The following is a 21,324-nucleotide window of genomic DNA, read 5'->3' as shown; positions in this document are numbered from 1 at the left end:
CTGGTAATTTTAGTATATATTAATATAAGAGCGGAGGAAACTATATATAGGTTTCCTTTCCACATGGATGATATGCGCAAAGGAAGGAGGCCGTCCGGATGGATTGTAAGCAGGCTGAAAAACTGATACCTGATTTTATTAAGGGAGAAATGGAAACCAGGGCGGCAAAGCAGTTCCTGGAGCATGTGAAGAAGTGTCCATCCTGTAAAGAGGAGCTCAGTATTCAGTTCCTGGTTACGGTGGGAATGGAACGTCTGGAGGACGGGGATGCTTTTAATTTAAATGATGAACTGTCCGCAAGACTTCAAATGGCGGAAAGCCATGTAAAAATACGCCAGAGACTGCAGCGGGGATTATATTATTTTGAAGTGATCGCCATGCTGATAGTGATTCTGGTTATGACAACGGTGGTATTTATATGAGTAAAAAAATGGTTCTGATTGACGGGCACAGCATACTGAACAGAGCGTTCTATGGTGTGCCTGATTTGAGTAATGCGCAGGGGCTTCATACCAATGCGGTTTATGGCTTCCTGAATATTATGTTTAAAATACTGGAGGAAGAAAAGCCTGAATTCCTGGCGGTGGCTTTTGATGTACATGCGCCTACATTCCGGCATGAGCTTTATAAGGAGTATAAGGGGACAAGAAAGCCCATGCCCGAGGAGCTGCGGGAGCAGGTGCCTGTTATTAAGGAAGTGCTGAAGGCTATGGGAGTTTGTACTGTGGAAAAGGCAGGTCTTGAGGCGGATGATATCCTGGGAACCCTGGCGAAGAAGGGGGAAAAGGATGGGATGGAGGTTGCCCTGGTATCGGGTGACAGGGATCTTCTTCAGATTGCCAGTGACCATATAAAAATCCGGATTCCCAAAACCAAGGGCGGAAAGACGGAAATCGAGGATTATTATGCAAAAGATGTGGAGGACGCGTATCAGGTAACTCCGGTACAGTTTATTGAACTGAAGGCGCTGATGGGCGATTCTTCCGATAATATTCCGGGGGTTCCCAAGGTAGGGCCCAAGACTGCGACGGAACTCATGGTACAGTACGGTTCCCTGGATAATATATATGCTCATCTGGATGATATAAGCAAAAAAAGTATCCGCGAATCTCTTGCTGAAAACAAGGAGCTGGCGGATCTAAGCAAGGTCCTTGCAACGATCCATACAGATTGTGATCTGGACGTAACCTGGGACATGGTGAGCATGCAGGACTTATTTACACCGGAGGCATATACGTTGTTTAAACAGCTGGAATTTAAAAATCTGCTCGGGCGTTTTGAAGAGGAGGCGGTTACCCAAAACAGCCAGAAGGATTCTTTCTTCATGACATCCGATCTCACGGAAGCTGAAACTGCATTTGCGGAAGCGGGTAAGGCGGAGAGAGCGGCATTTCTGGTACTGGAGGACAGCGGTAAAGATGAGGATTTTGCAGCGCTGGCTTTGGCGGCGGCACCGGATAAGATATGGATTTTACGGTCTCAGGGCTTCCTGACCAAAGAATACCTGACAGGAAAGCTGGCCGAACTGGCCGATAAAGGAACTAAACTTTCGACCTTTCAGATCAAACCGCAGTATGCATATCTGAACCAGGAGGAGACAGGGCAGTTTTTTGATGTGCTGATTGCCGCTTATCTGCTGAATCCGTTGAAAAATGATTATAGCATCGAGGATATAGCCAATGAGCAGCTGGGGCTTATGATCCAGAGCCGTCAGCAGCTTCTGGAGAAGCTTTCCCTGACGAAGGCGGCACAGGAAAAAGAAGAGGCATTTCAGGAATATGCGGGTTTTGCCGTTTATACCATTTTCCTTGCACAGCCGCTCCTTCAGGAAAAATTACAGGAAACAGAGATGGAAAATCTGTTCCGTGAGATAGAGATGCCTCTGACCAGGGTCCTTCATGAAATGGAAAAAGAAGGGGTGGAAGTACGCCCAGAGGAATTGAAGGCCTATGGGGATGCGCTGGTAGACCGAATCAATGAACTGGAAAATTCCATTCATAAGCAGGCTGGAGAAGATTTTAATATCAATTCGCCGAAGCAGCTGGGAGAAGTTCTTTTTGAGAAAATGAAGCTTCCCGGAGGAAAGAAAACAAAGACAGGCTATTCCACAGCGGCGGATGTTCTGGAAAAGCTGGCGCCGGAATTCCCCATTGTATCGGAGATATTGGAATATAGAGGACTGGCGAAGCTGAAATCCACCTATGCCGACGGCCTGGCGGTATATATCGGAGAAAATAACCGGATTCATACCACCCTGAACCAGACAATTACGGCAACCGGAAGAATCAGCTCCACAGAGCCGAACCTTCAGAATATTCCCATGCGTATGGAGCTGGGAAGGCTTATCCGGAAGGTTTTTGTGCCGAAGGAAGGCTATCTGTTTACCGATGCGGATTATTCTCAGATAGAGCTGCGTGTTCTCGCCCATATGTCAGGGGATGAACAGCTGATTGAAGCATACCGTTCCGATGCGGATATCCACAGAATTACGGCATCCAAGGTGTTCCACACGCCTTTTGAGCAGGTGACGGATCTGCAGAGAAGGAATGCCAAGGCGGTTAATTTCGGAATCGTATATGGGATCAGCTCTTTCGGTTTAAGCCAGGATTTGAGCATTTCCAGAAAAGAGGCATCCCAGTATATAGAGGAGTATTTCAAAACCTACCCCAAGGTGAAGGAATTCCTGGATGAAGAAGTGGAGAAGGCGAAGGAGAATGGTTATTCTATTACCATGTTTGGAAGAAGAAGGCCGGTGCCTGAACTGAAGTCCAGTAATTTTATGCAGCGTTCCTTCGGGGAGAGAGTGGCTATGAATGCCCCGATACAGGGAACTGCGGCGGACATCATTAAAATTGCCATGATACGTGTATGGAAGCGGCTGAAAGAGGAAAATCTGAAGTCCAGACTGATTCTCCAGATCCATGATGAACTGTTGGTGGAAACGGCGCAGGATGAACTGGAACAGGTTGCCGCCATAATGGAAAAAGAAATGAAAAACGCTGCGGATCTGGCGGTATCTCTGGAAATTGATCTTCATACGGGGAAAAACTGGTACGAAGCAAAATAAGAGGAGCGGATTTAAAATGAAGCTGATTGGTATTACCGGCGGCGTAGGAGCGGGAAAGACCCAGGTGCTTTCCTATCTGGCTTCTCACTGCAGCTGCCGTATCCTGCTGGCGGATGATGTGGCAAATGAAGTGAAGCTGCCCGGACAAGAATGTTACGGGCAGCTTGTGGAATTATTAGGTGAAGGAGTTCTGGACGCAGAGGGCAGGATAGACAAGGGAAAAATGGCTGCCCTAATTTTTGCGGACAGGGAACTGCTCGCCAAAGTGAACGCGATCATCCATCCTGCAGTGAAAGTATACATATTACAGGAAGTGGATAAGGAAAGAAAAACGGGACGTATTGCATTTTTTTTTCTGGAAGCGGCGCTGCTGATTGAAGAGGGATATGGAAAAGTTGCGGACGAACTCTGGTATATCCATGCCGATGCGGATATCAGGCGCAGGCGTCTTAAGGAAAGCAGAAACTATACGGATGAAAAGATTGACCGGATTTTTGCCAGCCAGCTGTCTGAGGAAGAATTCCGCAGGAACTGCATCAGGGTCATTGAAAATAACGGAGATTTGCAGGAAACCTATGCGCAGCTGGAAAATGCGCTTAAGAAAGCTTGATTTTGCATGGATGGCTTTTTTCCCTTGCAAGAATGATCAGGATATGGCATATTAGTACATGGATATAAAATGGACAGGGCGAAAGATAAGGAGTTAAAAAGATTATGAGACTGTGCAGCATTGCCAGCGGCAGCAGCGGAAACTGCATTTATGTAGGGACGGATACCACACATGTTCTGGTGGATGTGGGAATCAGCAGAAAGAGGACGGAGGAAGGGCTCAACAGCCTGGGAATATGTCCCGGTGAGCTGGATGCGATTTTCGTGACTCATGAACATAGTGACCACATCAGCGGTCTGGGCGTGTTTTCCCGCAAATACAACGTTCCCATATATGCGACTCCTAAAACGCTGGATGCCATCCGGGGATGCAGAAGCCTCGGAGCGATAGATGACGGTCTGTTCCAGACGGTAAAAGCGGATGAAAGCTTTACTATAAAGGATATGACGGTTAATCCCATGCGGATTTCCCATGATGCGGCGGAGCCGGTGGCTTACCGATTCTCTTATGGAAAACAGAAAATCGGTGTGATAACGGATCTGGGCACATACAATGATTATACGATAGAATCACTGAGAGGGATGGATGCCCTCCTTCTGGAAGCGAATCATGATGTGAATATGCTTCAGGTAGGGCCTTATCCTTACCCTTTAAAACAGCGGATACTGGGAGACCGGGGACATCTTTCCAATGAAAATTCAGGAAGATTGTTAAGCCGGCTGCTTCATGATAAGCTTCAGTATATTGTGCTGGGGCATCTGAGCAAAGAAAACAACCTGCCGGAGCTGGCCTATGAGACGGTAAAGCTGGAGATTACCCAGTCGGATACCCAATATAAAGCGGGGGATTTCCCGATTCAGGTGGCAAAAAGAAGCGAGGTTTCCCGTTTGATCGAAATCGCATAAGGAAAATTGGAGGAAAGCATATGAAAAAAACTATTATAACGGTAGTAGGACATGATACGGTTGGAATTATAGCCAGAGTGTGTACGTATCTTGCGGAAAACAATATTAATATCCTGGATATCAGCCAGACTATTGTACAGGGCTATTTCAATATGATGATGATTGTGGACATGAACCATACCGGAAAACCTTTTGGTGATATCACGGATGAACTCACCCGGCTGGGAGAGGAAATCGGTGTTATTATCAAATGCCAGAGCGAAGAAATCTTTAACCAGATGCACAGGCTCTGATATCATTGCAGGCCGTAATGATTTTGCCGGCCGGGCTGAAGGCTTTGGGGACCCCTGGCGGGCGGTTCTACATACAGGAGTGGAAGAGGTTTAGGTATGATTAATATATTTGAAGTAAATGAAACGAATAAGATGATCGAGAAGGAAAATCTGGATGTGCGGACCATAACTCTGGGTATCAGCCTTCTGGATTGTATTGATTCGGATCTTGACAGAGTAAATGAAAAGATATATCAGAAAATCACCCGGGCGGCCAGCAATCTGGTTCAGGTGGGCGAAGAAATTTCCAGAGAATATGGGATCCCGATTGTAAATAAAAGAATTTCCGTTACCCCCATCGCCCTGATTGGAGGGGCGGCCTGTAAAACTCCGGAGGATTTTGCCGTCATTGCGGACACGCTGGATAAAGCGGCCAAGGAAGTGGGAGTAAACTTTATCGGCGGCTATTCCGCCTTGGTATCCAAGGGAATGACTCCCGCGGAGGAGCTTTTGATCCGCTCCATTCCCATGGCTCTTGCCAGAACGGAAAGAGTCTGCAGCTCCGTAAACCTGGGTTCTACCAAGACGGGAATCAATATGGATGCCGTCAGGCTGATGGGAGAAATCATTCTGGAAGCCGCAGAGTATACGAAGGAAACGGATTCTTCCGGATGTACCAAGCTTGTGGTGTTCTGTAACGCGCCGGATGATAATCCCTTTATGGCGGGAGCTTTCCATGGCGTGACAGAAGCGGATCAAATCATCAATGTGGGTGTAAGTGGTCCCGGGGTAGTAAAAACAGCACTGGAAAAAGTACGCGGAGAAAACTTTGAGGTTCTCTGTGAAACGATCAAGAAAACGGCATTTAAGGTAACAAGAGTAGGCCAGCTGGTTGCGAGAGAGGCATCCAGAAGGCTGGGGATTCCCTTCGGTATTGTCGATCTTTCCCTTGCGCCGACTCCGGCTATCGGAGACAGCGTGGCGGACATTCTCTGCGAAATAGGGCTGGAGCATGCAGGAGCGCCCGGGACAACGGCGGCGCTGGCGCTGCTAAACGATCAGGTGAAAAAGGGCGGCGTAATGGCTTCATCCTATGTGGGCGGCTTAAGCGGCGCGTTCATACCGGTGAGTGAGGATCAGGGAATGATTGATGCGGTGATGGCCGGCGCGCTCACCCTGGAAAAACTGGAGGCCATGACCTGCGTCTGCTCCGTGGGCCTGGACATGATCGCCATTCCCGGAGATACCAAGGCATCCACCATTTCCGGTATTATAGCGGATGAAATGGCAATCGGTATGGTGAATCAGAAGACGACGGCGGTCCGGCTGATCCCTGTTATCGGGAAAAAGGTGGGAGACCATGCGGAATTCGGAGGCCTGCTGGGGCATGCGCCCATTATGCCGGTAAATTCCTTTGGCTGTGAAGCCTTTGTAAACAGGGGCGGAAGAATTCCCGCTCCAATCCACAGCTTTAAGAACTGAAACCAATTACAGGATAGGAATCTGTCTCCTGTATTCATTCAAAAAAGGCTTTTCATATTTGCCGCTGACTACAGTCTGGTAAATATGGGAGGCCTTTATGTCTTCCTCCAGCAGGCTGGCGGCAAAGGGAGAAAGGATTTGCCGGGCATCTGCCAGTTTGGAAAGAAAAGGAATGGAGGAATTCTGTTTGACAGCCTGGAGCAGCGGAGCGGCACTTCTGCGGAAACCAAGGGGACGGGCATAGGAGGCAAAAGCCATATGTTTGCTTTCTTCCTGTTTTTCCTGTGACAGTCCGAGAAGGATGTGGCACAGACAGCGGCTGATTCTGGTATAGGTCATATCCCTGGAATTCTGCAGAAGGCAGAAATCGTGCCAGCCGGTAAACTGATCCAGGTTCTTTTTCAGACGGTCAGAAAAATCAGGTGTGACATCCGCATAGGAAGAAAACCCGTTTTCCGCTTCCATCAGCAGCCGGTAACGGAGGAGTGGGGAAAAATCTTTCTCTGAAACGATTCCGCCATTTTTAAGACAATATTCCCAGATTTCCAGCGTTTCTTCAGGGAGTGAACCGCGGACAGTGTCAAAGCTGCCGCCCTGCTGCAGTGCCTGACGGATGGCAAAAGCGGAACTGAAACCGGGAGTTTCGTTTTGCGCATCATGAAGTGCCTCTTCGTGGTAACCGGCGCCCTTACGGAGGACGGTGACAGGCCGGACAGGGCTGTTCAGATGCAGGAGGGCACGGCAGTATTCGATTCCCAGGATGTTGTTGGGGAGTGTAAAAAGCTCACCGGTTCCATTTTCTTGCGTTTCCAACGCTTTCGCCCGTGCCGCAGGAAAAGAGAGGCCATTGCGTATACCTTCCCGCAGAGTGTTCCTGAAGCTTTCCGAGGCTTCCGCCCCTGCGAGGACAGAGGCTGCCTTCTGCAGCCGTCCGGCGTCGCCGCATTCACTTCCGAAGCAAAGCGAATCCACCACTCCCAGCCGATCCAACAGAGAAACAGCTCCCCCGGCAAAAAATTCCGCACTGGCACAGGCGAAGCGGACCGGCAGCTCCAGGACCAGATCGGCCCCGCAGGCAAGCGCCATACGCGCCCGAGTGTATTTATCCAGAATGGCGGGCATGCCACGCTGTGTAAAATCGCCGCTCATCACTACGATGATATAATCGGCTCCGGTAAGTTCTTTCGCTTTTTGTATATGATAAGCATGTCCTTTATGAAAGGGATTATATTCTGCAATAATTCCGGTAACCTTCATGTAAAGAGTCCTTTCTGAATTCAATTTCAGTGTTTGACGTAACTGTCCAGAAACCCATCCCCGCCAGTTGGGAACGCGTCTCCGGACAGTTACGGTTTGTTTATGGTAAGAATATCATGTTTCGGGTAAAGGAACAATGATAGAAATTTATCAGACTCCACTTTTTGTACAAATTCACGAACAATTTTAGCAAATTTATAAAATGTGCAGGATTTTGTACAATAAATTCAGGAAAATGGCCTTGTATACAAAAAAGGAATTCTGTATAATTTATTCAGACGATGAAAGAACGACAAAAATTGGAAGAAGTGGAATAGAAAGGAGTTTTTTGGGTATGTCTTATATTGACACGATCAAGGAGAAAGCAAGAGCGGACAGAAAGACCATTGTGCTGCCGGAAACAAACGACAAGAGGACGCTGATTGCAGCAGCTCATGTGCTGCAGGAGGGGATTGCCAATATTATTATGGTTGGCAATGAAGAGAAGATCATGGACGGCGCCGGCTGGCTGGAAGTGGATCTCAACGGAGTGACGGTGATAGATCCGACGAAAACAGATAAATTGGATGAATATGTGGAGCTTCTTTATGAAACAAGGAAGTCCAAAGGAATGACGGTAGAGAAGGCGAAGGAAATTTTGATAAGTGATCCTCTTACCTTCGGAGTTGTAATGGTAAAAGCCAATGATGCGGACGGAATGGTTGCCGGTGCATGCCACGCCACGGCTGATGTATTAAGACCTTCCCTGCAGATCCTTCGTACCGCTCCGGGAGTAAAGCTGGTTTCTGCCTTCTTCATCCTGGATGTTCCGGATTGTGAGTATGGAGAGCACGGAACATTCCTTTTTGCTGACTGCGGTCTGAATCAGGATCCCACTTCGGAAGAACTGGCTGCCATTGCGGACACCAGCGCCAAGAGCTTTAAACAGCTGATCGGTGCAAAGCCTATTATTGCGATGCTTTCCCATTCCACAAAAGGAAGCGCACATCATCCTCTCGTGGACAAGGTGGTAAAGGCAGTGGAAATCGCTCATGAAGAATATCCTCATCTCACTCTTGACGGCGAACTGCAGACCGATGCCGCACTGGTGCCCAAGGTAGCCAAATCCAAGGCTCCTGACAGCGAAGTTGGCGGAAAAGCAAATGTCCTGATATTCCCCAACCTGGACGCAGGAAATATCGGCTATAAGCTGGTACAGCGTCTCGGTAAAGCGGAAGCCTATGGTCCGATGCTTCAGGGTATTGCAAGACCCGTTAATGACCTTTCCAGAGGATGCTCCTGGGAGGATATCGTGGGCGTTGTTGCATTGACGGCGGTACAGGCACAGCTTGTATAAAAAGCTGTAAATATGAAAAGGGAAAAGGTATTACGATTATGAATATTTTAGTCATTAACTGCGGAAGTTCTTCCTTAAAATTTCAGTTGATTGATGCACAGAGCGAGAAGCTGATCGCAAAGGGACTGTGCGAAAGAATAGCGATTGAAGGAAGCCGTTTGGTTTATACTCCTGCAGGAGGTGAAAAACAGGTTACAGAAGCTCCGATGAAGGATCATAAAGAGGCTGTCAGCCTGGTACTGAAGGCACTGACCGATGAGAAAACGGGAGTGGTGAAGAGCCTTCAGGAAATAGGAGCGGTAGGGCACCGGCTTGTGCACGGAGGCGAACATTTCGCAAAAGCCACACTGATTACTGCTGAGGTTAAGGAGGCCATTCAGGAATGCTGCGAACTGGCTCCTCTCCATAACCCTGCCAATATTATCGGTATAGAAGCCTGTGAAGCCCTGATGCCCGGAATTCCTATGGTAGGCGTGTTTGATACCGCCTTCCACCAGACCATGCCTGAAGAAGCATATATGTATGCAATTCCCTATCATTACTATAAGGACTACAAAATCAGAAGATATGGATTTCACGGGACAAGCCATGATTATGTTTCCAAAAGAGTGGCAGCTGTCCTCGGACAGCCCTATGAAAGCCTGAAAACCATTGTCTGCCATCTCGGAAACGGAGCGTCCGTATCCGCTGTAAAAAATGGCAGATGCATAGATACGTCCATGGGCTTAACCCCTCTGGAAGGACTGATAATGGGTACAAGAAGCGGCGATATCGATCCCGCCATTGTTGGGTTTATCGCACGTAAAGAAGGAAAGAGCATCGATGAAATCATGGATATCCTCAACAAGGAATCCGGCGTTTACGGACTTTCCGATGGTTTCTCCTCCGACTTCAGAGATCTGGAAGATGCATATCTGGAAGGTAACACCGATGCCGTCCGCGCACTTAAAGCATTTTCCCAGAGAGTTATCAAATATATCGGAGCCTATGCCGCCGAAATGGACGGCGTGGACGCCATCTGCTTTACCGCCGGATTAGGAGAAAACAGCCCCATTATCCGTGACATGGTATGTGAAAGCCTTTCATTCCTGGGAATTTCCCTGGATGAAGAAGCCAACCATAAACGCGGCGAAGAAATAATTATTTCCAAACCCGGAAACGGAACCAAAGTACTCGTAATTCCCACCAATGAAGAACTTGCAATAGCCCGGGAAACAGCAGAAATCCTCAAAGCTGATTCCCTGTAACAAATCAAAAGGCCGTAGCCTCCGGTTCCTTCCGGGATTACGGCCTTTTTTATAAAATCCCGGAAAAACCTGTCCGCCAGAAGCCGACAGCCTTTCCCGGCCCAACCAATTCAGAAAGGAACGCAAATCATGGAATACCAGGTAAAAATCATCGATTCTCCAGAAAACGCAGATAAAGGCACCTTATTTACAATCAACAACTACATGTGGACCTGCCTGACAAAACCCAAAGCCTACGGCACAATGACCTACCTGAAAGACAAAGGCTTTTATGTAGAAATGACCTGCGAAGAAAAAAATCCAAAAAAAGAATACCATAACTACATGGATCCCGTATGCAAAGACAGCGCCATGGAAATCTTTCTCGCCTTCCCCCAAAAAGGAGAACCCCTTACCAACGATTGTATGTACACCAACTTTGAAATAAACGCAAACGCCGCCCTATACGCCGCCTACGGAAAAGGAAGAAAAAACAGATCCTCCATGCCCCAGCAATACCTGAAAACCTGCAGCTGCAGAACCACCATACACCAAGACCGCTGGACCCTGTCTCTCCTGATCCCGGAACCCTTCCTGAAAAAAGAATGCGGCCTCTCCCAACTGGACGAAACCACAGAATTTTACTGCAACTTTTACAAGATTTCAGAATCCCCCGAAATAGAACACTACGCCGCCTACCACCCCATAGACAACCCCACCCCCAACTTCCACCTCCCCATACACTTTGCCAAAGCCCATATAACACCCTAAATTTTTTCAAAGATTATCGCAGAACAGCATTTGTCCTTTCCCCTCCGGGTGTCCTGTGGCCCTGCTCGCTGCCTGCCTGTGCGGCCCGGGAGAGATGTTATTTGCAGGTGAATATGAAAAAAAGGTGATTATTTCTTATAGTTCCGATAACCCAATCAGCCGTCTGTTCTTAGCGGCGATGTAAGCGACTAAAGTCGCTCTGACGACCAAAGGGAGGAGTTCAGCCGCGTTGACGGCTGATTGGGTTATCGGAACTGTTAGAAATATCCCTTTTTTGAATCTGAACCAGCAAATAACATCTCTCCCGGGCCGCACAGGCAGGCAGCGAGCAGGGCCACAGGACACCCGGAGGGGAAAGGACAAATACTGTTCCACCACATTCCACCACATTTTTTAAATTTTCTATTGCCTTTTTATAACTTTAGCGTTATAATGCAATAAAATAAAACTTCAAACAACAAAACAATGTTTTTAAAACCGATGATGTGGAGATAAAAACAGATCGTGCACTTACAGAGAGTCCGGAATGCTGAGAACGGACAGAACGCAGCCTGTTAAATGGACCACGGAGGGCATGGTGAAGGGAAGCCGCAGGGCTGTCCGGTAGCCGTGACGTGAGGCATACGTCAGTTGCCGCGGATATGATGGTATCCGGCGAGAGCACGTTATTTTACGTGAATCAAGGTGGCACCGCGGGTGGTGAAATATTACCCGTCCTTGACAGAAGACTTTATCAGGATTCTGTCATGGACGGGTTTTTTGTGCGGAAAAATATTCTGTGAACCGGTCCGGGCAGAGAATTGGAGGAAAAAATGGAAACATTAAGCCTGGAGCAAGCGAAAAAAGCAGCATCGGCGGATCGATATGGTCTGATTCCCCTAACCAGGGAACTGTATGCAGATGCGGTTACACCCGTAGAGGTCATGCGGATTCTGAAGAATGTCAGCCGCCATTGTTATATGCTGGAAAGTGCGGAGGATAATAAACAATGGGGACGTTATACATTTCTGGGATATGACCCGGCGCTGGAAATTACCTGTCATGACGGTAGGGTGAAAATAAAAAATACGCTTCATACCCAGGAGCATGAAGGAAATCCCCGGGAATATATACGGCGGATACTGGAAGAGAATAAAAGCCCTGTGCTGGAGGGGCTTCCCCCTTTTACAGGCGGGCTTGTAGGATATTTTTCCTATGATTACATGAAATACAGTGAGCCGTCACTGAAGCTGGATGCCGAGGATACGGAAGGCTTTCAGGATGTGGATCTCATGCTCTTTGACAAAGTAATTGCCTTTGATAACTACAGACAGAAAATAATTCTGGTTGTCAACGCGAAAACGGATGCTTTGGAGTGCTCCTATAACAAAGCGATGGAAGAACTGAAGTATATGGCGGATTTGATTCGGAACGGACGAAAGGCGGATATCCCGCCGCTTAAGCTTCGCTCCGGATTCCGGGAGCTTTTCAGCCGTGAGGAATACTGCGGCATGGTGGAGAAGGCGAAGCACCATATCAGGGAAGGGGATATTTTCCAGGTGGTGCTGTCCAACCGGCTGGATGCGGATATGGAAGGAAGCCTGTTTGATACCTACCGGCTGCTGCGTACAATAAATCCTTCTCCCTATATGTTCTATTTTTCCAGCGACAGCATTGAAATAGCAGGAGCCTCCCCGGAAACGCTTGTAAAGCTGGAGGGAGATCAGCTCTATACCTTTCCTCTCGCGGGAACCAGGCCCAGAGGAACCACTGCGGAAGAAGATGAAAAACTGGAAAAAGAGCTGCTGGAGGATGAAAAGGAACGTGCGGAGCATAATATGCTGGTGGATTTGGGAAGAAACGATATCGGGAAAATCAGCAGGATAGGAACGGTAAGGGTGGAAAAATACATGACCATACAGCGATATTCCCATGTGATGCACATCGGCTCCACGGTTTCGGGGACACTGGGTGAAAACAGGGACGCGCTGGATGCCGTGGAGACCATTCTCCCGGCAGGAACCCTTTCCGGAGCACCTAAGCTGCGGGCCTGCGAAATCATAAATGAGCTGGAAAACAATAAAAGAGGAATTTACGGCGGTGCCATAGGCTACCTGGCCTTCACAGGGAACATGGATACCTGCATTGCCATACGGCTGGCATTTGCCAAAAACGGAAAGGTCTTTATCCGTTCCGGGGCCGGTATCGTGGCGGACAGTGAACCGGAAAAGGAATATCAGGAGTGTATTAATAAGGCCAGGGCGGTCAGGACGGCCCTGGAGACGGCGGAAGGAGGAATTGACGGGTGATTTTGTTAATAGACAATTATGACAGCTTTTCCTATAATCTGTACCAGCTCATCGGTACGGTAAACCCGGATATCAAGGTGATTCGGAATGATGAAATGACAGTCGATGCCGTTGAGCAGCTGCAGCCGGAGCTGATTGTTCTTTCACCGGGACCCGGAAAACCATCGGAAGCCGGTATCTGTGAAGAGGTGGTGCACAGGCTTGCAGGAAAAATACCCATTTTCGGGGTTTGTCTGGGGCATCAGGCCATATGCGAAGCATTCGGGGCCAGAATAGGCTATGCAAAGGAACTGATGCATGGGAAGACTTCGGACGCTCTGCTGGAGCCGGAAAGCAGGCTGTTTCAGGGAATGGGGGAACATATGCAGGTAGCCAGATACCATTCACTGGCAGCGGATCCGGACAGCATGCCGGAAGAGCTTGTTATTACGGCGAGAACGGCGGATGGTGAGATCATGGCTGTGGAACACAGGGAATATCCGGTATATGGAGTTCAGTTTCACCCGGAATCCGTATTGACACCGGAAGGAATGGGCATTATCCGTAATCTGCTTTCAGAAGCAGCGGAATAAAAAAGGAATGACAGAAAGGATGGATTGAAAATGATTAAGGAAGCAATTGCCAGACTGGCAAACGGAGAAGATATCGGATATGAGACGGCGAAAGAGGTAATGAATGAAATCATGAGCGGAGAAGCTTCTGATATTCAGAAAAGCGCATATCTGACGGCGCTTTCCATGAAAGGGGAAACCATTGAGGAAATCACAGGCTCAGCGGAGGAAATGAGAAATCATTGTGTCCGTCTTCTGAATGACATGGATGTACTGGAAATCGTGGGAACCGGCGGAGACCGTTCCAATTCTTTTAACATTTCCACTACTTCGGCGCTGGTGATTGCGGCGGGAGGTGTCCCGGTGGCAAAGCACGGAAACCGGGCGGCCTCCAGCAAATGCGGCGCTGCGGATGTCCTGGAGGCTCTGGGAGTGAATATCACAATAGCGCCGGCCAGGAGTGCCGAACTGTTAAGGGATATCGGTATCTGCTTCTTATTTGCCCAGAAATACCATACGGCCATGAGATATGTGGGGCCTGTCCGCAGGGAACTGGGAATCCGTACTATCTTCAATATCCTGGGACCTCTGGCTAACCCGGCAGGAGCCAATATGGAAGTCATGGGCGTATATGATGAGACTCTGGTAGAGCCTTTGGCAAGGGTTCTGGTTAATCTGGGAGTAAAAAGGGCTATGGTGGTTTACGGCATGGATAAGCTGGATGAAATCTCCATGAGCGCCAAAACCTATGTGTGTGAGGTAAAGGACGGGGATTACAAAACCTATTACCTGGAACCGGAACAGTTCGGTTTTGTAAAATGCGATAAAAAGGAGCTGGAGGGCGGTACGCCGGAAGAAAATGCCGCCATTACCCTGAGCATACTGGAAGGAGAAAAAGGGCCAAGAAGAGATGCGGTGGTATTGAATTCCGGAGCTGCGCTCTATATTGCAGGAAAGGCAGAAAGCATGGAAGCCGGAGTGAGAATGGCCGAAGATATCATTTCAAGCGGCAGGGCGAAGAAAAAGCTGGAAGAGTTTATAGCCTGTTCCAACAGCTAAGCCTTTGAATAAATGGAAAAGAACGGCTGAATCACAATGGATGTTAAAGGATGGAGTAAACCATGATACTGGATACAATAGCTGAGAAAACAAGAGAACGGGTAAAAATAAGGAAACAGACAGTTCCTCTGGAACAATTGCGAAAAGAAGCGGAACAATTAAGCCCGGACACAGGATTTCCCTTTGAACGCGCGCTGGGGAAGGAAGAATTATCATTTATCTGTGAGGTGAAAAAAGCGTCTCCTTCAAAAGGACTGATCGCACCGGATTTCCCATATCTGCAGATAGCCGGGGAATATGAAGCTGCAGGGGCTTCGGCGATATCCGTACTGACGGAACCGGAATTTTTTCTGGGAAGTGATCAGTACCTTAAGGAAATAGCCGGCAAGGTTTCGATTCCGGTACTGCGCAAGGATTTTACCGTGGATGCCTATATGGTTTATGAGGCAAAGCTGCTGGGTGCGGCTGCGGTGCTTCTGATCTGCGCGATTCTTACGGAAGAGGAGCTGAAGAGTTACCTTGCGCTTGCGGACAGTCTGGGCCTTTCTGCCTTGGTTGAGGCCCATGACCGGCAGGAGGTGGAAATGGCTCTTCGGTGCGGGGCAAGGATTATCGGAGTCAATAACCGGGATTTAAAGAACTTCCAGGTGGATATCACCAATTCCGTCAGACTGCGTAAGCTGGTTCCTGCAGATATCCTTTTTGTTTCGGAGAGTGGTATGAAGACGGCACAGGATATCCAAATCCTCCGGGAAAATGGTACAAATGCGGTTTTAATCGGGGAAACGCTGATGCGGAGTCCTGATAAACGCAGGGAACTGGATATTTTGCGGGGAAAACTGTGAAGCCCCTTACCGGCCCGTCCTTTTGCAGGGAGGATGGGAAGAACGAAAGCCTCAGGGTAAAAATCTGCGGCCTGAGCCGGGTAGAAGATATTCTGTACGCCAATGAAGTATGCCCGGATTATGTGGGGTTTGTATTTGCCAGAAGCCGCAGACAGGTGACTGCGGAACAGGCCGCAGGGCTGCGCAGGCTTTTGCGGGAAGAAATATGCCCGGTGGGTGTCTTTGTGAACGAGAGGCCGGAACAGATTATCAGGCTTTTGCAGAGCGGCGTGATTGAGGCCGCACAGCTTCACGGGCAGGAGACAGAGGATGATATTGCCTTTATTCAAAGGGAAAGCGGGAAAAAGGTAATTAAGGCGGTACAGGTTACGGATGGAAGGAAGCTGGCGGAATGGAAGGACAGTGCGGCGGATTATCTGCTTTTTGACGGCGGGTGCGGAGAGGGAAGACCCTTTGACTGGTCGCTGGCCGATGAGGCCCGGGCGGTGGGAAAACCGTTTTTCCTCGCCGGAGGGCTGAACGCCTGCAATGCGGCGGAAGCGGTCCGGCTGTTTGAACCCTTTGCGCTGGATGTGAGCAGCGGAGTGGAAAGCGCCGGAAGAAAAGACAGAATAAAAATTGTTGATTTTATGAGAGCCGCCAGGCTGGCGGAAAAAGAGGCCATGGTGCTCAGGGAGAGCGGCAGAGCCGATAAAGAAAGGAATCGATGTGATGAGTAAAGGACGTTTTGGCGAGTTTGGAGGACAGTATATATCAGAAACCTTGATGAATGAACTGATCCGGCTGGAAGAATGTTATGAATATTATAAAAAGGACAAAGAGTTTCAGGAGGAGCTGGATCGGCTTCTGAAGGAATATGCAGGCCGTCCCTCCCTGCTTTATTATGCGGAAAAAATGACGAAGGATCTTGGCGGGGCCAAAATTTATCTGAAAAGAGAGGATTTGAACCATACCGGTTCCCATAAGATCAACAACGTGCTGGGACAGGTGCTCCTGGCAAAAAGAATGGGAAAAACCAGAGTAATAGCGGAAACGGGAGCCGGACAGCATGGTGTGGCAACGGCAACGGCAGCGGCGCTCCTTGGCATGGAATGTGAGGTTTTCATGGGTAAGGAGGATACGGACAGACAGGCGCTGAATGTATACCGTATGGAACTTCTGGGAGCAAAGGTGCATCCGGTAACCAGCGGCACACAGACGCTCAAGGATGCGGTGAACGAAACCATGAGGGAATGGACGAACCGTGTATCGGATACTCATTATGTACTGGGTTCTGTGATGGGGCCTCATCCTTTTCCCATGATGGTAAGAGATTTCCAGAGCGTGATCAGTAAGGAGGCCAGAGAACAGATCCTTGAAAAAGAAGGAAAGCTTCCTGCCGCTGTAGTGGCCTGTGTCGGCGGCGGCAGCAATGCCATGGGTATGTTCTATAACTTTATCCCGGATGAAAAAGTACAGCTTATAGGCTGTGAAGCCGCGGGAAGAGGTCTGGAAAGCGGGCAGCATGCGGCGACAATGGCGAAGGGGACACTGGGGATTTTTCACGGGATGAAATCCTATTTCTGCCAGGATGAATATGGACAGATAGCTCCGGTCTATTCCATCTCCGCCGGCCTGGATTACCCCGGAATCGGACCGGAACATGCCTACCTGCATGACACAAACAGGGCGCAGTATGTACCGGTTACCGATGACGAGGCGGTGGATGCGTTCGAATACCTGGCCCGTACGGAAGGTATTATCTGTGCGATAGAGAGCGCCCATGCCGTGGCCCATGTTAAGAAAATTGCAGCACAGTACAGCACGGATGACAGTATTATCATATGCCTGTCCGGCAGAGGCGATAAGGACGTGGCCGCTATTGCACGGTACAGAGGGAGGGATATTCATGAGTAAGATTAAAAATGCATTTCAAAACGGCAAGGCTTTTATTGCGTTTCTGACCGCAGGGGATCCGAGTGCGGATAAAACAGTGGAATATATTCTGGATATGGAAGAAGCCGGTGCGGACCTGGTGGAAATCGGCATACCGTTTTCCGATCCCACTGCGGAGGGCGTGGTGATACAGGAAGCGAATATACGGGCCCTGAAGGCGGGAATGACTACGGACGGCGTATTTGACATTGTCCGCAGAGTGAGGGAAAAATCACAGATTCCTCTGGTTTTTCTTACGTATCTGAATCCGGTGTTTCATTATGGATATGATGCTTTTTTGGAAAAATGCAGAGAGCTTTCCGTAGATGGCATTATCATTCCTGATATGCCGTTTGAGGAAAAAGGGGAACTGGCTCCCATAGCCGCTTCCAACGGAGTGGATCTGATATCCATGATCTCCCCCACATCAGAGGAACGTATCAGGAAGATTGCGGAAGACGCGGCCGGCTTTATCTATATTGTATCGTCCATGGGTGTGACCGGTGTGCGCAGTCAGATCACGACCGATCTTTCCTCTATTGTAAATATGGTGCGCAAAGTAACAAAGATTCCCTGTGCGGTCGGTTTCGGAATCAGCACTCCGGAACAGGCGGAAAAAATGGCTGCCGTTTCCGACGGGGCCATTGTGGGCAGCGCTATTGTAAAGATAATTGCGGCCAATGGTGCAAATGCAGGAGAAGCTCTGAAAGAATATGTACGCAGTATGAAAGCGGGAGTCCGGGCGGCTGATTAAAGCCCCCGGAGGTTTCTCGGGAAATTCTTACAATTGTTTTAAGAAAAAATTAAGTTTAAAAAAATACGAAAATTCTCTTTTCATTCCTATTAAAATGTATTATGCTTAATAGGCCGTATCCGGTCGGTTTTTGTCGGAAATTTATGACTGAAGAAGACGGATATGGAACTTTAAGTAATGTCTGGAGTGGAGAATGTGGCAGGATTTGATTTAGGAAACATAGTTAGTCAGAATAGCCTTATTTTCAGCAGTCTGGAATTCCTGTTTCGGTTCCTGCCTGTTTTTTTGGTTGTTTTTTATCTGACACCCGTTAAATATCGGAAGATAGTACTCTTTATAGGAAGTATCCTGATGTATGCCTGCGGAGAACCCCGGTTTGTGTTCCTTCTGCTGGCCTGTACGGCGCTGAATTTCCTTATAGGGAAGAATATGAAGGTGGATATCGATTCCCCCTTTATCCACAGTAAATGGAGAGATAAAAAAAGGCGCAAATGGCTTTTGCTGGCCCTGATAACCGATGTGGGAGTGCTGGCATTCTTTAAAATAGGAAATGTGGTGGACAGCAATATACTCCTTCCCCTGGGAATCAGTTTTTATACCTTTAAAATGATATCCTATCAAATGGATGTTTTCCGGGGAAAAGTGGAGGCGGACAATTCTTTCTGGAGCTTTGGTTCCTATGTGTGTATGTTCCCTCAGCTTACCAGCGGGCCAATCATGCGTTATGATGATGCCTCGGAAGGGCTGGAGCATTTGGGATGTACACCGGAGCAGTTTGAGGAAGGACTCCGGCTGCTTGTGATTGGACTGGGGGCCAAGGTGCTTCTTGCAGACAGGCTGGGAATTCTCTGGAATGATATACAGACAATCGGATTTGAGAGTATTTCCACACCGCTTGCATGGCTGGGGGCATTTACTTATTCCCTGCAGCTGTACTTTGATTTTGAGGGCTATTCCCTGATGGCGGTGGGAATCGGCATGATGATAGGGATGCCATATATCAAGAATTTCGATCAGCCTTATATGGCGACTTCCGTCAGTGATTTCTGGCGCAGATGGCATATGACACTGGGAAGCTGGTTCAGGGATTATGTTTATATTCCTATGGGAGGAAACCGGAAGGGGATACCGCGGCTTCTTCTTAATCTGTGTGTGGTATGGCTGCTTACCGGTCTTTGGCATGGAAGCGGTGTGAATTTTCTCATATGGGGGATTACTGTTGGCCTGTTTGTTATTGTGGAGAAGCTTTTTTATGGCAAATGGCTGAGCCGCCATAAGCTGGTTTCCCATATTTACGTATGGATTGTGATTCCGCTTACCTGGGTGATATTTGCCGTGACCAGTCTCCCTGATTTAGGAATATATTTTGGCCGTCTGTTTCCTTTCTTCGGAATTGGAGAGACCCTTAATCCACAGGATATATTCAAGTATTTCTCCATGTACTGGTGGCTTCTGCTGGCCGGGATCTTTTTCTGTATTCCCGGAGTTTCCGCCTGGTTCAACAAGCACAGGAAAAGCTGGTATGCCAATGCGCTTCTTCTGGTGCTGTTCTGGATGGCTGTTTACCAGCTGACCAATGCGGCAAATAATCCGTTTATGTATTTTAGATTTTAAGGTGGCATATAAATGAAAAATTGGAACAAATATCCGCTTTTCCTGCTCCTTCTGGTAAGCGGATTGCTAATAACAGGTGCAGGATATGCAGGGGAACATACGATATATGCCTCCTATAGCAGACAGGACGGATGGATGACGCCCGGCTTATCCCTGGTTTTCCAGGGATGGAAGGATGGTGTTTATCCATGGGACCTGTTCGTTCATGAAGCCAGCCAGACAATGGCAGGAGCGCAGGAGGATACAGCACAGGCAGAGCATTCCCTGACAGAAGAGACCGGTTCCGCTGAAGAAGAGATTCAGGAAAGCGGGGCGGCAGACGAAGCGGCAGAAAACGGGGAAGAAAATACGGTTTCTGATAATGCGGCGGATCAGGAGGGCGGTGTTTCGGCAAACACGGTTGATTCCAATGTGCTGACAGGAAACAGCATGGTTTCCGGGAATACGGTCCAGCCCATGTATGATAAGTTCGGACAATTGATCAATACAGATAAAACAGAGCAGCAGAAAGAACAGATACCCATGCAGCTGCCGGGTCCGGAAAGCGTGTCCGATAATCATGCGGCAGAAGAGAGCGGCGAACAGACTGGTCAGGAAACTGGTTCGGAGGCGGAAACGGTACAGGAACAGGAATCCGCTGCGGATGAAAATAAGACTTATGAATTTACCCAGGTGGATGAATCCTATTTTGACGATGCTTTGTTTATAGGAGATTCCAGAACGGTAGGGCTTGATGAATACGCCGGTTTCAGTGATAATGTAACCTTTTACTCGGCTACCTCCCTTACCATATATAATGTGTTTGAATCCCCGAAAAAAGTGGCGCAGCTTGATGACGGCACTAAGGTGACAATAGAAGAAGCGCTTTCCCAGAAACAGTTCGGAAAGATCTATATCATGCTTGGAATTAATGAATTAGGAAGAGGGACTACGGAAAGCTTTTTCACCGTGTATGCGGATGCGGTGAACCGGATCAGACAGCTGCAGCCGAACGCAATCATTTTTGTCCAGGGAATCATGCGTGTGAGCGGTGAAAAGAGCCATACGGACAAGATTTTCAACAATGAAAATATTAATGCCAGAAACGCAGCGCTGGCCGCTATGGCCAATAACCAGGATATCTTTTACCTGGAGATCAATGATGCGGTAAGTGATGCCAACGGCGATTTGGTCACCGAGTATACCTTCGACCAGATCCATTTGAAGGCGAAGTATTATCAGCTCTGGAAAAACTATCTTCTGGGGCACGGTATAATCCGGGAATCCTTTTGAATTTGTGTAGGTTTGTCAAACATTTGTTACAGAGAGAGCAGATAATTGTCCAATACCTGTTGAGGACTTTTCCATCCTAAGGGCCGCATAGGAAAGTGGTT

At 48.4% G+C, this 21,324-nt stretch carries 19 protein-coding genes; 18 read left to right on the top strand and 1 reads right to left on the bottom strand.

Annotation, left to right across the window (positions count from 1 at the left end; genetic code table 11):
• Positions 1 to 98: 98 nt before the first annotated feature.
• From BLA28_RS28255 to BLA28_RS28230, 6 genes are all read left to right on the top strand, one after another.
• Positions 99 to 422: a zf-HC2 domain-containing protein gene (locus BLA28_RS28255; RefSeq protein ID WP_009256464.1), complete on the top strand. Its 324-nt coding sequence runs from the start codon at positions 99 to 101 to the stop codon at positions 420 to 422.
• Positions 419 to 3,067, top strand: coding sequence for a DNA polymerase I (polA, locus tag BLA28_RS28250; RefSeq protein ID WP_069159505.1), 2,649 nt, complete (start codon positions 419 to 421; stop codon positions 3,065 to 3,067). The genes BLA28_RS28255 and polA overlap by 4 nt, the downstream gene beginning before the upstream one ends.
• A gap of 16 nt (positions 3,068 to 3,083) precedes the next feature.
• Entirely contained in the window at positions 3,084 to 3,677 is a 594-nt protein-coding gene (gene coaE, locus BLA28_RS28245) for a dephospho-CoA kinase (RefSeq protein ID WP_069159506.1), read from the top strand.
• A gap of 104 nt (positions 3,678 to 3,781) precedes the next feature.
• Positions 3,782 to 4,582: an MBL fold metallo-hydrolase gene (locus tag BLA28_RS28240; protein WP_009256461.1), complete on the top strand. Its 801-nt coding sequence runs from the start codon at positions 3,782 to 3,784 to the stop codon at positions 4,580 to 4,582.
• Between the two features lie 20 nt (positions 4,583 to 4,602).
• Positions 4,603 to 4,875 carry an ACT domain-containing protein gene (locus BLA28_RS28235; RefSeq protein WP_009256460.1) on the top strand — a complete coding sequence of 91 codons (273 nt, stop codon included), beginning with the start codon at positions 4,603 to 4,605 and terminating at the stop codon, positions 4,873 to 4,875.
• A 96-nt stretch (positions 4,876 to 4,971) separates the two neighbouring features.
• Entirely contained in the window at positions 4,972 to 6,336 is a 1,365-nt protein-coding gene (locus BLA28_RS28230) for a PFL family protein (RefSeq protein WP_009256459.1), read from the top strand.
• 6 nt (positions 6,337 to 6,342) lie between these two features.
• Here BLA28_RS28230 and BLA28_RS28225 read toward each other — a convergent pair whose 3' ends face one another.
• Positions 6,343 to 7,593 carry a nucleotidyltransferase gene (locus tag BLA28_RS28225; RefSeq protein WP_069159507.1) on the bottom strand — a complete coding sequence of 417 codons (1,251 nt, stop codon included), beginning with the start codon at positions 7,591 to 7,593 and terminating at the stop codon, positions 6,343 to 6,345.
• 334 nt (positions 7,594 to 7,927) lie between these two features.
• Here BLA28_RS28225 and pta point away from each other — a divergent pair, with 334 nt between their 5' ends.
• From pta to BLA28_RS28165, 12 genes are all read left to right on the top strand, one after another.
• Positions 7,928 to 8,929, top strand: a complete 1,002-nt coding sequence (gene pta / locus BLA28_RS28220; protein ID WP_044967081.1) for a phosphate acetyltransferase — start codon at positions 7,928 to 7,930, stop codon at positions 8,927 to 8,929.
• Positions 8,930 to 8,967: 38 nt separating this feature from the next.
• Complete coding sequence (locus BLA28_RS28215; protein WP_044967033.1) at positions 8,968 to 10,176, top strand: acetate kinase; 1,209 nt, start codon at positions 8,968 to 8,970, stop codon at positions 10,174 to 10,176.
• A gap of 129 nt (positions 10,177 to 10,305) precedes the next feature.
• The gene (locus BLA28_RS28210) at positions 10,306 to 10,926 is read left to right on the top strand and encodes a carbohydrate-binding family 9-like protein (protein ID WP_069159508.1); all 621 of its coding nucleotides are present in this window, start codon (positions 10,306 to 10,308) and stop codon (positions 10,924 to 10,926) included.
• 812 nt (positions 10,927 to 11,738) lie between these two features.
• On the top strand, positions 11,739 to 13,214 hold the full coding sequence (trpE, locus tag BLA28_RS28205) for an anthranilate synthase component I (protein WP_069159509.1): 1,476 nt from the start codon (positions 11,739 to 11,741) through the stop codon (positions 13,212 to 13,214).
• The gene (locus BLA28_RS28200; protein ID WP_069159510.1) at positions 13,211 to 13,786 is read left to right on the top strand and encodes an anthranilate synthase component II; all 576 of its coding nucleotides are present in this window, start codon (positions 13,211 to 13,213) and stop codon (positions 13,784 to 13,786) included. Before trpE ends, BLA28_RS28200 begins: the two co-directional genes overlap by 4 nt.
• Before the next feature lie 30 nt (positions 13,787 to 13,816).
• Entirely contained in the window at positions 13,817 to 14,824 is a 1,008-nt protein-coding gene (gene trpD, locus BLA28_RS28195; RefSeq protein WP_069159511.1) for an anthranilate phosphoribosyltransferase, read from the top strand.
• A gap of 62 nt (positions 14,825 to 14,886) precedes the next feature.
• A complete protein-coding gene (gene trpC / locus BLA28_RS28190) occupies positions 14,887 to 15,669 on the top strand; it encodes an indole-3-glycerol phosphate synthase TrpC (RefSeq protein WP_069159512.1) in 783 nt (260 codons plus the stop codon).
• Entirely contained in the window at positions 15,666 to 16,388 is a 723-nt protein-coding gene (locus BLA28_RS28185) for a phosphoribosylanthranilate isomerase (RefSeq protein WP_069159513.1), read from the top strand. Before trpC ends, BLA28_RS28185 begins: the two co-directional genes overlap by 4 nt.
• Positions 16,381 to 17,565, top strand: a complete 1,185-nt coding sequence (gene trpB / locus BLA28_RS28180) for a tryptophan synthase subunit beta (protein ID WP_009256449.1) — start codon at positions 16,381 to 16,383, stop codon at positions 17,563 to 17,565. The genes BLA28_RS28185 and trpB overlap by 8 nt, the downstream gene beginning before the upstream one ends.
• A complete protein-coding gene (trpA, locus tag BLA28_RS28175; protein ID WP_071699668.1) occupies positions 17,558 to 18,337 on the top strand; it encodes a tryptophan synthase subunit alpha in 780 nt (259 codons plus the stop codon). Before trpB ends, trpA begins: the two co-directional genes overlap by 8 nt.
• A 177-nt stretch (positions 18,338 to 18,514) precedes the next feature.
• Positions 18,515 to 19,951, top strand: coding sequence for an MBOAT family O-acyltransferase (locus tag BLA28_RS28170; protein WP_069159515.1), 1,437 nt, complete (start codon positions 18,515 to 18,517; stop codon positions 19,949 to 19,951).
• A gap of 12 nt (positions 19,952 to 19,963) precedes the next feature.
• On the top strand, positions 19,964 to 21,223 hold the full coding sequence (locus tag BLA28_RS28165; protein WP_069159516.1) for a GDSL-type esterase/lipase family protein: 1,260 nt from the start codon (positions 19,964 to 19,966) through the stop codon (positions 21,221 to 21,223).
• Positions 21,224 to 21,324: the final 101 nt, after the last annotated feature.

The sequence above is a fragment of the Eisenbergiella tayi genome, assembly GCF_001881565.1.
Classification (GTDB): Bacteria; Bacillota; Clostridia; order Lachnospirales; family Lachnospiraceae; genus Eisenbergiella; species Eisenbergiella tayi.
This window is presented reverse-complemented; position numbering and strand designations above follow the sequence as displayed.

Bases quoted from the DNA above. Each gene is read 5' to 3' on its own strand.
- BLA28_RS28255 (WP_009256464.1), top strand. From the start codon at position 99: ATGGATTGTAAGCAGGCTGAAAAACTGATACCTGATTTTATTAAGGGA.
- polA (WP_069159505.1), top strand. From the start codon at position 419: ATGAGTAAAAAAATGGTTCTGATTGACGGGCACAGCATACTGAACAGA.
- coaE (WP_069159506.1), top strand. From the start codon at position 3,084: ATGAAGCTGATTGGTATTACCGGCGGCGTAGGAGCGGGAAAGACCCAG.
- BLA28_RS28240 (WP_009256461.1), top strand. From the start codon at position 3,782: ATGAGACTGTGCAGCATTGCCAGCGGCAGCAGCGGAAACTGCATTTAT.
- BLA28_RS28235 (WP_009256460.1), top strand. From the start codon at position 4,603: ATGAAAAAAACTATTATAACGGTAGTAGGACATGATACGGTTGGAATT.
- BLA28_RS28230 (WP_009256459.1), top strand. From the start codon at position 4,972: ATGATTAATATATTTGAAGTAAATGAAACGAATAAGATGATCGAGAAG.
- BLA28_RS28225 (WP_069159507.1), bottom strand. From the start codon at position 7,593: ATGAAGGTTACCGGAATTATTGCAGAATATAATCCCTTTCATAAAGGA.
- pta (WP_044967081.1), top strand. From the start codon at position 7,928: ATGTCTTATATTGACACGATCAAGGAGAAAGCAAGAGCGGACAGAAAG.
- BLA28_RS28215 (WP_044967033.1), top strand. From the start codon at position 8,968: ATGAATATTTTAGTCATTAACTGCGGAAGTTCTTCCTTAAAATTTCAG.
- BLA28_RS28210 (WP_069159508.1), top strand. From the start codon at position 10,306: ATGGAATACCAGGTAAAAATCATCGATTCTCCAGAAAACGCAGATAAA.
- trpE (WP_069159509.1), top strand. From the start codon at position 11,739: ATGGAAACATTAAGCCTGGAGCAAGCGAAAAAAGCAGCATCGGCGGAT.
- trpD (WP_069159511.1), top strand. From the start codon at position 13,817: ATGATTAAGGAAGCAATTGCCAGACTGGCAAACGGAGAAGATATCGGA.
- trpC (WP_069159512.1), top strand. From the start codon at position 14,887: ATGATACTGGATACAATAGCTGAGAAAACAAGAGAACGGGTAAAAATA.
- trpB (WP_009256449.1), top strand. From the start codon at position 16,381: ATGAGTAAAGGACGTTTTGGCGAGTTTGGAGGACAGTATATATCAGAA.
- trpA (WP_071699668.1), top strand. From the start codon at position 17,558: ATGAGTAAGATTAAAAATGCATTTCAAAACGGCAAGGCTTTTATTGCG.
- BLA28_RS28170 (WP_069159515.1), top strand. From the start codon at position 18,515: ATGTCTGGAGTGGAGAATGTGGCAGGATTTGATTTAGGAAACATAGTT.
- BLA28_RS28165 (WP_069159516.1), top strand. From the start codon at position 19,964: ATGAAAAATTGGAACAAATATCCGCTTTTCCTGCTCCTTCTGGTAAGC.